The organism is Nocardia sp. CA-290969 (assembly GCF_050936135.1).
Lineage (GTDB): Bacteria > Actinomycetota > Actinomycetes > Mycobacteriales > Mycobacteriaceae > Nocardia.
Genome location: NZ_JBNJNJ010000001.1, coordinates 6302696 through 6315713, shown reverse-complemented (window position 1 = coordinate 6315713; position 13018 = coordinate 6302696). Strand labels below are relative to the sequence as shown.

11 protein-coding genes are annotated in these 13018 nt (G+C 70.1%); 6 read left to right on the top strand and 5 right to left on the bottom strand.

Annotated elements, in window-relative coordinates:
- Position 1 precedes the first annotated feature (1 nt).
- Positions 2 to 190: a hypothetical protein gene (locus ACQEVO_RS28765; protein ID WP_280397585.1), complete on the top strand. Its 189-nt coding sequence runs from the start codon at positions 2 to 4 to the stop codon at positions 188 to 190.
- Here the strand turns inward: ACQEVO_RS28765 and ACQEVO_RS28760 are convergent.
- From ACQEVO_RS28760 to ACQEVO_RS28745, 4 genes are all read right to left on the bottom strand, one after another.
- Positions 175 to 1518 (bottom strand): M1 family metallopeptidase, encoded by a 1344-nt coding sequence (locus tag ACQEVO_RS28760; protein WP_432919486.1) that lies wholly within the window; start codon positions 1516 to 1518, stop codon positions 175 to 177. The genes ACQEVO_RS28765 and ACQEVO_RS28760 overlap by 16 nt on opposite strands.
- Positions 1518 to 5447 (bottom strand): Pls/PosA family non-ribosomal peptide synthetase, encoded by a 3930-nt coding sequence (locus ACQEVO_RS28755; protein WP_432919484.1) that lies wholly within the window; start codon positions 5445 to 5447, stop codon positions 1518 to 1520. The genes ACQEVO_RS28760 and ACQEVO_RS28755 overlap by 1 nt, the downstream gene beginning before the upstream one ends.
- 117 nt (positions 5448 to 5564) lie before the next feature.
- On the bottom strand, positions 5565 to 6125 hold the full coding sequence (locus tag ACQEVO_RS28750) for a flavin reductase family protein (protein WP_432919482.1): 561 nt from the start codon (positions 6123 to 6125) through the stop codon (positions 5565 to 5567).
- Between the two features lie 63 nt (positions 6126 to 6188).
- Positions 6189 to 6662 carry a YbaK/EbsC family protein gene (locus ACQEVO_RS28745; protein WP_432919480.1) on the bottom strand — a complete coding sequence of 158 codons (474 nt, stop codon included), beginning with the start codon at positions 6660 to 6662 and terminating at the stop codon, positions 6189 to 6191.
- Between the two features lie 194 nt (positions 6663 to 6856).
- On the opposite strand from ACQEVO_RS28745, the gene ACQEVO_RS28740 reads away from it, so the two are divergent.
- Positions 6857 to 7678 carry a crotonase/enoyl-CoA hydratase family protein gene (locus tag ACQEVO_RS28740; protein ID WP_432919478.1) on the top strand — a complete coding sequence of 274 codons (822 nt, stop codon included), beginning with the start codon at positions 6857 to 6859 and terminating at the stop codon, positions 7676 to 7678.
- Positions 7679 to 8052: 374 nt separating this feature from the next.
- Here the strand turns inward: ACQEVO_RS28740 and ACQEVO_RS28735 are convergent, their stop codons facing one another.
- Positions 8053 to 8544 carry an inorganic diphosphatase gene (locus tag ACQEVO_RS28735; RefSeq protein ID WP_432919476.1) on the bottom strand — a complete coding sequence of 164 codons (492 nt, stop codon included), beginning with the start codon at positions 8542 to 8544 and terminating at the stop codon, positions 8053 to 8055.
- A 192-nt stretch (positions 8545 to 8736) separates the two neighbouring features.
- Here ACQEVO_RS28735 and ACQEVO_RS28730 point away from each other — a divergent pair, with 192 nt between their 5' ends.
- The 4 genes from ACQEVO_RS28730 to hpt all read left to right on the top strand — a co-directional run bounded on the left by ACQEVO_RS28730 (position 8737) and on the right by hpt (position 12994).
- On the top strand, positions 8737 to 10221 hold the full coding sequence (locus ACQEVO_RS28730) for a D-alanyl-D-alanine carboxypeptidase/D-alanyl-D-alanine-endopeptidase (RefSeq protein ID WP_432923112.1): 1485 nt from the start codon (positions 8737 to 8739) through the stop codon (positions 10219 to 10221).
- A gap of 14 nt (positions 10222 to 10235) precedes the next feature.
- Positions 10236 to 11372 (top strand): zinc-dependent metalloprotease, encoded by a 1137-nt coding sequence (locus ACQEVO_RS28725; RefSeq protein ID WP_432919475.1) that lies wholly within the window; start codon positions 10236 to 10238, stop codon positions 11370 to 11372.
- 91 nt (positions 11373 to 11463) lie between these two features.
- Positions 11464 to 12429: a tRNA lysidine(34) synthetase TilS gene (gene tilS / locus ACQEVO_RS28720; protein WP_432923109.1), complete on the top strand. Its 966-nt coding sequence runs from the start codon at positions 11464 to 11466 to the stop codon at positions 12427 to 12429.
- Between the two features lies 1 nt (position 12430).
- Positions 12431 to 12994: a hypoxanthine phosphoribosyltransferase gene (hpt, locus tag ACQEVO_RS28715; protein ID WP_432919473.1), complete on the top strand. Its 564-nt coding sequence runs from the start codon at positions 12431 to 12433 to the stop codon at positions 12992 to 12994.
- Positions 12995 to 13018: the final 24 nt, after the last annotated feature.

The window sequence follows — 13018 nt, the reverse complement described above, 5'->3', positions numbered from 1 at the left end:
TATGCGTGATTCGCTGAAGGACCGGGTCCGGGACAAACTGCTGCGGCAGCTCGCCGAGGACGGGCCACCCGGACCTGAATCGGAGGATCCGCGTCTCATCTCCGTGGTCGCCGACCTGGACGCCCTGGACAGTGTGGGCGAGGACGATCCGCTGATCGAACAGCTGGCGGGCCGCTACCTGGTTTTCTGACCGAGCGGCGGCAGCGGCGGCAGCGGTTCGGAGTAGAGCCAGTCCTGCCAGAGCGGATGCAGTGGCGCCACGCTGTAGTGGCCGACCAGATCGGTGAACTCTTCGGTGGATACCGAGGCGTGACGGTGGCGGGCGGTCCAGTCCCGGATCAATCGGAAGAACGCGGTATCGCCGAGTTCCAGCCGTAGCGCGTGCAGGGTGAGGGCACCCCGCTTATAGACGCGGTCGTCGAACATGAGCGTGGGGCCCGGATCGCCGATCGCGATGTTCTGCGGTTCCCGGCGCAGGGTGTGCCAGGCCGCGCGGGCGAGCTGGTCGGCGCTCGCGCCCCCGGAAGCTTCGGACCAGATCCACTCCGCGTAGCAGGCGAAACCCTCGTGCAGCCAGATATCGCACCAATGCTGGATGGTGAGGCTGTTGCCGAACCATTGATGGGCCAGTTCGTGGGCGACGAGGCGTTCCGCGCCGCGGCGGCCGTCGCAGTGGTTGGCGCCGAAGATGGAGATGCCCTGCGCTTCAATAGGGATCTCCAGCTCGTCCTCGGTGACCACCACCGAATAGCTCTGGAACGGGTACGGCCCGAACAGGTCGCCGAATACCGTCATCATCTGCGGCTGGCGGGCGAAATCGTGGTCGAATTCGGCGCGTAACCGGGCCGGGATCACCGCGTACATGGGCACCGGTGCGTCGTGATCGGTGAGCCGGTGTTTGCGGTAGCGGCCGATCTGCACGGTGGCCAGGTAGCTGGCCATCGGTTCGGTTTGCTCGTACACCCAGGTGGTCTGCCCGGCCTTGGTCTGTTTGCCGACCAGGGTGCCGTTGGCGAGGGTGTGGTACGGGGTGTCGGTGGTGACCGAGATCCGGTAGCTGGCCTTGGAACTCGGGTGGTCGTCGCAGGGGAACCAGGACGCCGCGCCGTTGGGCTGACTGGCCACCAGCGAACCTTCGGTGAGTTCCTCCCAGCCCACCTCGCCCCACGGCCCGCGCACGGGTTTCGGTGCGCCGGCGTATTGGACGACGAGCTGCAGGATCCCGCCCGCCGGGATCCGCTGCCGCGGGGTGATGGTGAGTTTGCCGCGCTGATGGTTGTACTTACCGGCCTTGGTGCCGTTGACCAGTACTTTCGAGACCGCCAGGGCTTGGGAGAGGTCGAGTGCGTAGCGGGGGCGTTCGGCCGTGGCCACCGCGGTGATCACGGCGCGGCCGGCCAGCCGGTTACTGGCGACCTTGTAGTTCAATTCCAGTTCGTACCGCGATACGCGATAGCCCCGGTTTCCGTTCTGCGGTAGATAGTCGTCGATGGGGGCGTCGTAGAACCTGCTCCCCATCAGCGGTCTGTCTCCTCGTCCGCCGGATCGGTCTCCGCGGCACGCACCGGCCCGGACCAGGGGGCGATGGGGTTACCCCACCACCTGGTGGAGGGCGGAACGGTATCGCCGCGCATCACCAGGGAGGCGGGACCCACGGTCGCGCCCGCGCCGAGGGTGGCGGCGGGCAGCGCGACACAGTGCGGGCCGAGGGTGGCGCCGGGCTCCAGCGTCACGGTGTCCATGGCCATGATGCGGTCGTGGAACAGGTGGGTCTGCACCACACAACCGCGTTCCACGGTCGCACCGTCACCGAGTGTCACCAGGTCTGCCTCCGGAAGCCAGTAGGACTCGCACCATACCCCGCGGCCGATCTTCGCGCCGAGCGCGCGCAACCAGAGATTCAGTACGGGCGTACCGGTTGCTGCCCGGGCGAACCACGGCGCCGCGACCGTTTCCACGAAGGCGTCCGAAACCTCGTTGCGCCAGACGAACGAACTCCACAGCGGATGTTCCTCGGCCCGGATACGGCCCACCAGAACCCATTTCGCGGTCACCGCACTCGCGCAGGCCAGCGCGCCCGCCACCATCAGCACGACCCCGGACAGCAGTCCGGCGGCGAGGAAGCCGAGACCCCCGGCCAGCCGGGCGAGGGCGAACAGGACACCGAGGCCGATGGCGAAGGTCACCACCACCGCGGCCAGCCGGCACGTTTCGAAGGCGCCGCGGTAGATCCGCAACCGTAGCGGCGGGTCGAAGGTGCGGTCGGTATCGGCGTTGCCGGCCGCGCGGCGCAACCGCACCGGCGGGCTCCCCAGCCAGGACGAACCGGCCTTGGCCTTGCTCGGCGCCGCCGACAGCACGGCGACCAGGCCGTTCTTCGGCACCCGGCGGCCCGGTGCGGTCATCCCCGAATTGCCGAGGAACGCGCGTTTACCGACCTTCGCCTCCCCGATGTGCAACCAGCCGCCGCCGAGTTCGTAACTGGCGATCATGGTGTCGTCGGCCAGGAAGGCCCCGTCGGCGACGGTGGTGAACTTGGGCAGCAGCAGCACCGTGGACGCCTCGACCCGTTTGCCGACCTTCGCGCCCAGCAGCCGCAACCAAATGGGGGTCAGCAGGGAGGCGTACAGCGGGAACAGGAAGGTCCGGGCCGAATCGAGCAGGCGTTCGGTGGCCCATACCTGCCACCCGACCCGGCTGCGCACGGGATGGTAGCCCTCGGTCAATCCGATACCGAGCAGCCGGACGGCCACGATCGTCGCCACCGCGTACAGCACGAGGCTGAACAGGGTCGCCACCGGCAGCCAGAGGAACGCGGGTAGCAGCGCGTACGACAGGGTCGCGGTATCCCGGATACCCCACGCGATCACCGCCAGACCCGCCGCGAGCCCGGCCAGCGGCAGCGCGCCGAGGGCGAGCGAACCGATCCCGTAGGCCAGCACCCAGTGCACGGCCCGTTGCGGAGTCTCCGCCGGCCAGCGGTGCCGGGCCCGGCCGACCTTCACCGCCGGCGAACCGGCCCATTCCTGACCGGCCTTCACCTTCCCGGCGACCGCCGATCCGGCCGCGATCTCCGCGTCGCGGCCGATCCGCGTTCCGGGCAGCAGCACCGAACGGGCCCCCACCACCGCGCCCTTGCCCACCACGATGGAACCGATGTGCACGGTATCGCCGTCGATCCAGTAGCCGGACAGATCGACCTCGGGTTCCACGCTGCACCCGTCGCGCAGTTCGAGCATGCCGGTGACCGGGGGCAGGGTGTGCAGGTCCACGCCTTTGCCGACCTTCGCGCCCAGCGCCCGGGCGAACGGCACCATCCAGGGGGCGCCGGACAGGTTCTCCGCGCCGCTGGCCTCGGCCAGCCGGACCGCCGCCCACAACCGCACATGCACCGAACCGCCGCGCGGATAACTGCCCGGGCGCACCCCGGCGAGCAGGGTGCGGGCGCCGGCCACGCAGATCGCCATCCGGCCGAGCGGCGTGATGAACACCAGGAACAACAGGAGCGTCCACCCCCAGGAGAGGCGGGGCAGCCACGGCAGCAGATCGAACCAGGCCGTAACGCCGGCGGCCACCGCCAGCCAGGTGACCCATTGCAGCCCGGTGAGCGTGGTGAGGGCGACCGTCGCGAGGATCTGGATCAGCTGCGCCGAACGCGGGGTCGGCGCGACCCGGCGGGTTTCGGCGACGGCACCCGGACCGCTGTCGTCGAGCAGTTCGGTCAGCGCGCCCAGTCGCGGGTGATCGTAGATATCGGCGACCGTGACCCGCGGATACCGGGCGCGCAACGCCGTCACCAGTTGCGCGGCGGACAACGATCCGCCGCCCAGTTCGAAGAAATCGGCTTCCGCGCCGGTGATCTCCGCGCCCAGCACATCGGTCCAGATCTGCGCGACCCAGGCGGCCGTACCGGTGAGCCCGTGGTCGGTTCCGGAGTCGGCGCCGGCCAGCGGCCACGGCAGCGCGTTACGGTCGACCTTGCCCGAGGTGCGGGTGGGTAGTTCCGGAACCACCACCAGGCGCGGGATCAGCGGTGCCGGAAGTTGCCCCGACAGCCGGGTCCGGGCCGCTGCCAGGTCGTAATCGTCCGCGACCCCGGTGAGGTAGCCGATCAGCACGGGCGAACCCGCGGCGGTGGTGCGGACCGCGGCGGCCGCGCCGCTCACGCCGGGAAGATGCTGCAGCGCGTTGTCGATCTCGCCGAGTTCGATCCGGCGGCCACCGATCTTCACCTGATCGTCGGCGCGGCCCAGGAACACCAGGCCGGCGCTGTCGTTGCGGACCAGGTCGCCGCTGCGGTAGGCGCGCTCCCAGCCCAGTGTCGCCAGCGGGGCGTATTTCTCGGCGTCCTTGGCGGGGTCGAGGTAGCGGGCCAGCCCCACGCCGCCGATCACCAGTTCGCCGGATTCGCCCTCGCCCACCGGGGCGCCCTCCGCGTCGACCACCGCCAGATCCCAGCCGTCCAGCGGCAGCCCGATCCGGACCGGGCCGGTACCGTCCAGCAGCGCCGCGCAGGCAACCACGGTGGCCTCGGTGGGACCGTAAGTGTTCCACACCTCGCGGTCGTCGTCGGCGAGGCGTTCGGCCAGCTCCGGCGGTACCGCTTCGCCGCCGAAGATCAGCAGGCGCACCGATTCCAGGGCTTCCGGAGGCCAGGTCGCGGCGAGGGTCGGGACGGTCGACACCACGGTGATGCCCTGCCGGACCAGCCACGGGCCGAGATCGGCGCCGGTGCGTACCAGCGCGCGCGGCGCCGGGACCAGGCAGGCGCCGTGCCGCCACGCCAGCCACATCTCCTCGCAGGAGGCGTCGAAAGCCACCGACAGCCCGGCCAGCACGCGGTCGCCCGGGCCGAGCGGGCTCTCGCGCAGGAACAGCCGGGCCTCGGCATCGACGAAGGCGGCGGCATTGCGGTGGGTCACCGCGACGCCCTTCGGTGTGCCGGTGGAACCGGAGGTGAAGATGATCCAGGCGTCGTCGTCGGGAGTGGGCAATCCGGGAGATTGCCCATCGTTTGCCGGGGCCTGTTCGCGGGCCGCGGGGCGATCCGCGGCGGGCTGGATACCGGACGCGGTCGCGATGGCCGTGACCTGCGCCTCACCGAAGACGAGCCGCGCCCGCTCCTCGGGGTCGTCGGCATCGACCGGAACATAAGCCGCGCCGGCGTGCAGTACCGCCAGGATCGTGAGATACAACTCCCACGTACCCGACGGCATTCGCACACCCACCCGGTCGCCCCGGCGGACCCCGGCCGCGATGAGCGCGCCGACCGCGGTATCGATCTCCGCCAGCAGTTCGGCGTAGGTCAGCGTGCGGTCGGCGGTCGACAACGCCGGCGCGTCGGGATGGCGGGCGGCCGTTTCGGTGAGTACCTCGACCAGGGTGCGGGCAGCCGGCGCCGCATCGGCGCGCCGGAGCCCGCTCTCCTCCTGCAGCTGCGACTGCATCTACCCGGCCCACCTTCCATCGCGCCCAGCCGACGGACTGTTATCTCATACGAGGGTTACCGCGCGGCAAACAGCGGTCGACCGGGTGAACAGCCTACCGGCGTGGAGGTGGGGTAATCAGTCCGCGTCGTCGGTGAGCGGGGTGGGGCGGTAGTAGCGGCCCTTGTAATAGAGCAAGGGAACGGTGGGGGGTTCCTCTTCGGTGTCGTCGTGCACCTTCACCACCCGGCCCACCACGAGGGTGTGATCGCCGATCGGGATGAGCTGTTCGATGGTGGTGCGCAGCCACAGCGGAGTGCCGTGCAGTACCGGCTCGCCGGTGTCCAGTGCCGACCAGAGAGCCGGATCGCTGAAACGGTGCGCGGCGGTGCGGGCGAACCGCTGGGCCAGATGGCGCTGGTGTTCGCCCAGGAAATGGATCACCACCGATTGCGCGGCGGTCAGGGCGGTGAGACTGGAGGACGTATCGCTGATATTGAACGAGATGAGCGGCGGATCCAGGGAGAGCGAGGCGAACGAGGTCGCGGTGAAACCGACCGGGCCGGTGGCCGAGTTCAGCGTCACGATGGTGACGCCGGACGGGTAGTGCCGCATCGAGGCGCGGTATTGCTCGGCGGTGATACCGCTGAGGTCGTCGGGGATCCGGATTCCGGTCTCGGGCCGTGGTGCTTCGGTCACCCCGCCGACGCTACGCGCGGAACCGGGCACCGGCGCGGCCCGGTCCGCTGGGCGGGAAGCCGGTTATTCCATCTCGAGGGAGAGTCCGGCGGTGATTCGCAGCAGCTCGGAATACGAGGTGCGGAACACGGTGCCGGGACAGCCGCCGGCCGCCAGCAGTTCACCGAACCCGGCCAGCATGCTGTCCACCCAGGTGGGCAGGTTCGCCGGATGACCCACCGGCGCGATACTGCCCGGCAGTTGCCCGGTGTACTTGACGGCGAGATGGGGTGGCGCCGGTATCAGTTCGCCGTCGAGCCGCGCACCGGTCCGGGCCGTATCCACTCGATGCGCGGCGGAGACGAGCAGCAGGATCGGTTCGTCAGCGAGCAGGAAGACCTGGGCCTGCACCAGCGCTCCCGGGGCCACCTCCATCGCCTCCGCTGTTTCCACGGGACCCACCGCGGATTCCGGCACGGTGACGATCAGGCCGTGGTGTCCGCGAGCTATCAAAGTATCCGAGACCCGGCAGGTTATCGGTGGAAGCGACCTGCGCATGGTCACAGGGTAGGGCGAACCGGGCCCAGAGGGCGCTGTTCGACCGAGGCGGGGTCGGTTCCGTCCCGGCGAGTGGACAGGGCCGCCGCCCCAGCCGTCGCCGGTTGATCCGAACTGCCGGAACGCGGCACCCGGCGCGGCTGCGGGCACTCGGCCCGCCCCGGCCCTCCGGAGCGAGCCATTAGTCTGAACCGATGACAGATTGGCAGGCTTTCACCGTCGAAACCAACGATCGCGTCGCCCGGGTGACGCTCACCGGCCCGGGTAAAGGGAACGCCATGGGCCCGGATTTCTGGCGGGAACTGCCGGAGATCTTCCGCGGTCTCGACGCCGACCCCGAGGTCCGCGCGATCGTGCTCACCGGGTCGGGTAAGCATTTCTCCTACGGCCTGGACCTGCCCGCCATGAGCGGCACCTTCGGCCCGCTGATGGCCGACCGCGCCCTGGCCGCGCCGCGCACCGATTTCCTCGGTGAGATCCGCCGCCTCCAGGCCGCGATCACCGCCGTCGCCGAATGCCGTAAACCGGTTGTCGCCGCGATTTCCGGTTGGTGCATCGGTGGCGGCCTCGACCTCATCGCCGCCGCGGATATCCGCTACGCCAGTGCCGAAGCGAAGTTCAGCCTGCGCGAGGCGAAGGTCGCGATCGTGGCCGACGTGGGCTCGCTACAGCGGCTGCCCGGCATCATCGGCGAAGGTCACCTACGTGAACTGGCCTATACGGCCAAGGACATCGACGCCGCCCGCGCCGAGAAGATCGGCCTGGTCAACGACGTCTACCCGGACCAGGAAGCGGTCCTGGCCGCCGCCGAAGCGACCGCCCGGGAAATCGCCGCCAACCCGCCCCTGGTGGTCCAGGGCGTGAAAGACGTCCTGAACCAGCGCGACTCCGCCGCCGTCACGGAGGGCCTGCGCTACGTCTCGGCCTGGAACGCCGCATTCCTCCCCTCGGAAGACCTCACCGAAGCCATCCAGGCAGTCTTCGAAAAGCGCACCCCGGACTACAAGGGCCGCTAGGGTTCGCCAACCCCCGTTCCGAACGCAACCACGGCGGCGCCGAGTTCAGCGAGGCACCTACAGAGGTCCGGCGCCACAGCCGTCCCTTACGCAACCACGGCGGCGCCGAGTTCAGCGAGGCATTTAGAGGTTTTGGCCCGTCCGGCTGTCAGTGCCCGAAGCGCATGCGGCGCAGCCGCGAGTCTCGGGCGCTGACAGCCGGACCAAGGGGGCCAAAACCCCGCGCGCGCCAGCGCGCCAAAAACACAGCAACCTTCGCGGTTCGGCCCGCTTCCCCGCCTTCGCGGTGAGCGCGCTGCGGTGTGCGGCATCCCGGCGTTCCACCCACCTGCGCTCTACTGCGAAACGACGGAGGTCGGTGGCGCGCCGCAGACTCAGTGCCCGCCCTTGTCCTTCAGCCGCTGGAACGACGCCTCGACCTCGGCCTCGGCTTCCGCGCGCCCGACCCATTCCGAGCCCTTGACGTACTTGCCGGGCTCCAGGTCCTTGTAGCGCTCGAAGAAGTGCTTGATCGCGGCCAGTTCGAATTCCGGGACGTCGGCGAGGTCCTGGATGTGATCCCAGCGCGGGTCGCCGGCCGGTACGCACAGGATCTTGTCGTCGCCGCCGGCTTCGTCGGTCATCTTGTACATGGCCACCGGGCGGGCCTCGACGATCACCCCGGGGAACACCGAGTCCGGCAGCAGGACCAGGGCGTCCAGCGGGTCGCCGTCCTCGCCCAGGGTGTTCTCGATGAAACCGTAGTCGGCCGGGTAGGCCATCGAGGTGTACAGGAACCGGTCCAGCCGGACCCGGCCCGTTTCGTGGTCGACCTCGTACTTGTTACGCGAACCCTTGGGGATCTCGATGGTGACGTCGAACTCCACGCCAACTCCTTCCGCTGCTGTCACGATGCGCCGTGGCGGCCGGCCCGGCCGGCGCACCCGGTTGTTCGCCGAGAACGGTAGCGGACCGGTCCCGGATAGGGTTGTCGGCGGGCACATGGGACGGCCGGGGTCCCGGTGCCACGGACGGTACGAGGAGACGGCGGCAACGTGGTTTGGCAGGGCGGCAACGGGATGAACGGTTCGGCGGGACGCCGGCGCCGCGGAATACGCGCATGGTTGATCACCGTGCTGGTGGGTCTGCTGGGGGCGGCGGCCGTGGTCGCGGCACTGCTGCAACCGTGGACCCCGGAGTTCCGGCACGGCGGCCTCACCATCGCCGCGCCTCCCGCGCCCGTCGAACCTGTGCCGGACGTCGTGCCCGCGCTCGAGACGGGGCCGGCGCCCAGCCCGGCCGGTGTGGCGGCGGCGCTCGGGCCGGTGGTGGCCAACCCCGACCTCGGCGGTTTCGCCGGGTCGGTTACCGATGCCGCGACCGGCACCGTGCTGTGGAATTCCCGCGCCGACGAACCGCGGGTGCCCTCCTCGACAGCCAAGATCATGACCGCCGCGGCGGCACTGCTCACCCTGCCCGACGATCAGCGGGTGCAGACGCGGGTGGTCGCGGGGGCGGCACCGAACGAGATCGTGCTGGTGGCCGGTGGTGACCCCACGCTGACCGCCCAGCCCGGCGGTGACGGCTACTACCCGGGCGCGGCCAGTCTGGCCGATCTGGCCGATCAGGTCCGTTCCGCCGATGTGCGGGCCGACACCATCGTGGTCGATATCTCGCGCTATTCCGGTGCGACGATGGCGCGCGGCTGGGAACCGGCCGATATCGGCGGTGGTTCCATCGCGCCGCTGGAACCCGTCATGCTCGACGGCGCCCGCCTCGACCCGCTGGTCGAGTATTCCCCCCGGTCCGGTACGCCGGCGCTGGATGTGGGCCGCCGATTGGCGACCGATCTCGGTCTGGATCCCGCACGGGTGCGGATCGGCACCGCGCCGCAGGGGACCAAACGCCTGGCCGAGGTGTCCTCCGCACCGCTGCGCGACCGGTTGCGCGACATGATGGTGTATTCGGACAACGTGCTGGCCGAGACGATCGGCCGGGAGGTCGCGCAGGCCACCGGCCGGCCCGCGTCGTTCGAGGGAGCCGCCGCCGCGGTCGCCGCGGTACTCACCGAGCACGGGTTCGACCTGAACGGTGTCACCATGTTCGACTGCAGCGGCCTGTCGACCGACGACCGGATCCCGGCCCGGGTGCTGGACCGGATCCTGGCCACCGCGGCCGGGCCGGGCGCGGACGAGACGGCGACGCCCACGACCCCCAAACCGCTGATTCCGCCGATCGGCGCCGGCGCGGGCTCGAAAGCCGAACCGGCCGATCCGGGTGAGACGCTGACCGGCGCCCTGGTCCCGCTGCTCGACTATCTGCCGGTCGCGGGCGGTACCGGCTCGCTGACCAGCCGCTATGTCACCCAGAATCAGGCCGGCGCCGGCTGGGTGCGCGCCAAGACCGGAACTCTCTCGGTGGCCAGTACGTTGGCTGGGTACGTGCTGGATCGTGACGGCCGGGTGCTGACCTTCACATTGATGTCGAGCGATCGTCCGCCGGAGGTCAGCCGGCCCGCGCTGGATGCTGTCGCGACGACGCTGCGTAACTGTGGATGTTCCTGACGGCTGGAGGGCGCATGACGATTCGACAAGGTCCTGCCGGACCCGGCGCCACGGAGTCGGCCGATACCGGCACCCCGGATTCCGAGCGGCGAACCTTCGCCGGTGCGGTGGACTGGCGCTGGGCCGCCCGCACCGGTGCGGCGCTCGTACCGGCCGGGCCGCGGACTTCGCGCCTGGCCGCGGAACAGGCCGTGGCCGAATTGGCGGAGGCCTCGGTGCGGGCCGAGAGCCCGGTGCGCGCGGTGACCGGCCTGCTCGACGACCAGCCGGTGCCCGCCGCGCGGATCGTCGACCGGCCCGGCTGGATCGGCGCCGCCGCCGATTCCATGTCCCTGCTCACCGGCACCGGGATCACCGGCGAAACCGGCGTCCCGGCCGGTAAACCGGGCGGCGTCCTGGCCGGTAAACCGGCAGGTGTGCAGGTGGGTGCCATGCTGGCCTTCCTGTCCACCGCCATCCTCGGCCAGTACGACCCGTTCACCGGCCCCGACGGCACACTGCTGCTGGTGGCCCCGAATATCGTCGGGGTCGAGCGGGCGCTGGGTGTGACACCCGCGGATTTCCGGCTCTGGGTGTGCCTGCACGAGGTGACCCACCGGGTCCAGTTCTCGGCGTCGCCGTGGTTGTCCGGCTATATGCGCGAAAATGTCGAGGTGCTCGGTGATATCGAGGACGAGGCGACGATGGAGATGCTGGGCCGGCTGATCGCCGAGCTCAGGCTGCGCCGCAGCGGTAAGGCCGGCGACGATCCCAACTCGCGCGGCGTGGTCGGATTGCTGCGCGCCACCCAGCCACCGGCTCAGCGCGAGGCGCTGGACCGCCTCCTGATGCTGGGCACCCTGCTGGAAGGGCACGCCGATCATGTGATGGACGCGGTCGGCCCGAGCGTGGTGCCGACAGTCGAACAGATCCGGTCGGCCTTCGACCGGCGTCGCACCCGTCCGGCCAATCCGGTGCAGCGGCTGCTGCGCGCGCTGCTGGGTATCGACGCGAAGGTCGCCCAGTACGTGCGCGGGAAGGCCTTCGTCGACGAGGTGGTGGATACGGTCGGGATGCAGCAGTTCAACGTCGTGTGGACCGATGCGAACACCCTGCCGCGCACCGAGGAGATCGATGAACCGCGGCGCTGGATCGACCGGGTACTGGGCTGATCCGAGCCGGCGGGCCGGCGACCTCGCAGCCGGGACGACGCCGGCGCAATCGCGCCCTGTCCGGCTACCGGAAACGCCCGCGGTACTCGCGATGCGGCACGCGGTCCGGGATTGGCTCGGCCGGTACCGGTCCACGGGCGCGGTGGCGGTGGGTGTTTCCGGTGGTGCCGATTCGCTCGCGCTGACGGCCGCGGCCGTCTCCGAAGGGGCGGTCGTGGACGCGCTGGTGGTGGACCATCGGCTGCAGCCGGGGTCGGATGCCGTCGCGGAGACGGCGGCGCAGACGGCGCGTGCGCTGGGTTGCCGGTCGGCCCGCGTGCTGGCCGTCGAGGTGGGGCGCGAGGGCGGGATGGAGGCCGCCGCCCGCACCGCCCGTTACCGCGCGCTGGATGTCGCGCGGGGTGAGCTACCGGTTTTGCTCGGCCATACGCTCGACGATCAGGCCGAGACCGTGCTGCTCGGGCTCGGCCGCGGATCGGGCGCCCGCTCGATCCAGGGGATGGCGCCGTTCGACGCTCCCTGGGGGCGGCCGCTGCTGGCTGTCCGGCGCGCGACCACCCGGCAGTTCTGCGCGGATCTCGGGCTCTCGCCCTATGAAGATCCACACAATCTCTCCCCCGAGTTCACCCGGGTACGGCTGCGCATCGAAGTGCTGCCGCTGCTCGAGGACGTCCTCGGCGGTACCGCGGCCGTGGCGCTCGCGCGCACCGCCGAACAGTTGCGCCAGGACAATGCCGCGCTCGACGAGTTCGCCGCGGAATTGCTGGTCCGAGCCGGTACCGAGCCCGCCGGACTGTCCTGCGAAGTGCTCGCCGGCGCGCCCGCGGCGGTACGGCGCCGGGCCGTACGGGCTTGGCTGCTGGGCCGTGGGGTGCGCGCGGTGACCGGGGCACATATCCGGGCCGTGGACGAACTGGTGACGGCGTGGCGCGGACAGGGCGGGGTCGCGGTGAGCGGCGGTGAGCGGGGGACCCGGTTGGTCGTCGTCCGCGAGCATGGCAGGCTGGCACTTGCCCGCGCCGACCGGGCGAGCCGAGACCGAAGGGAAACCAGCTGACGTGTACGGGGACGATATCGCTTCGGTCCTGATCACCGAGGAACAAATCGAGGCCAAGGTCAGCGAACTGGCCGAGGTGATCTCCAAACGGTACCCGGCCGATGCCCCGGAAGGGGATCTACTGCTGGTGGGGGTACTGAAGGGCGCGATCTTCTTCATGACCGATCTCGCCAAGGCGCTGCCCATCCCGACCCAGATGGAATTCATGGCCGTCTCGTCCTACGGTTCGTCGACCTCGTCGTCCGGGGTCGTGCGGATCATGAAGGATCTGGACAAGGACATCGCCGGCCGTAATGTGCTGATCGTCGAGGACATCATCGATTCCGGGCTCACGCTGTCCTGGTTGATGCGCAACCTCTCCACCCGTAATCCCGCCTCGCTCGAGGTGGTCACCCTGCTTCGCAAACCGGATGCGCTGCGCACGCAGGTCGAGGTGGCGAATGTGGGTTTCGATATCCCCAACGAGTTCGTCGTGGGCTACGGCCTGGACTATGCCGAGCGGTACCGGGATCTGCCCTATATCGGCACTCTGCATCCGCGGGTATACGGCGGCGAGAGCGACTGAGCGCCGCGCCTGGGCAGGTGGATG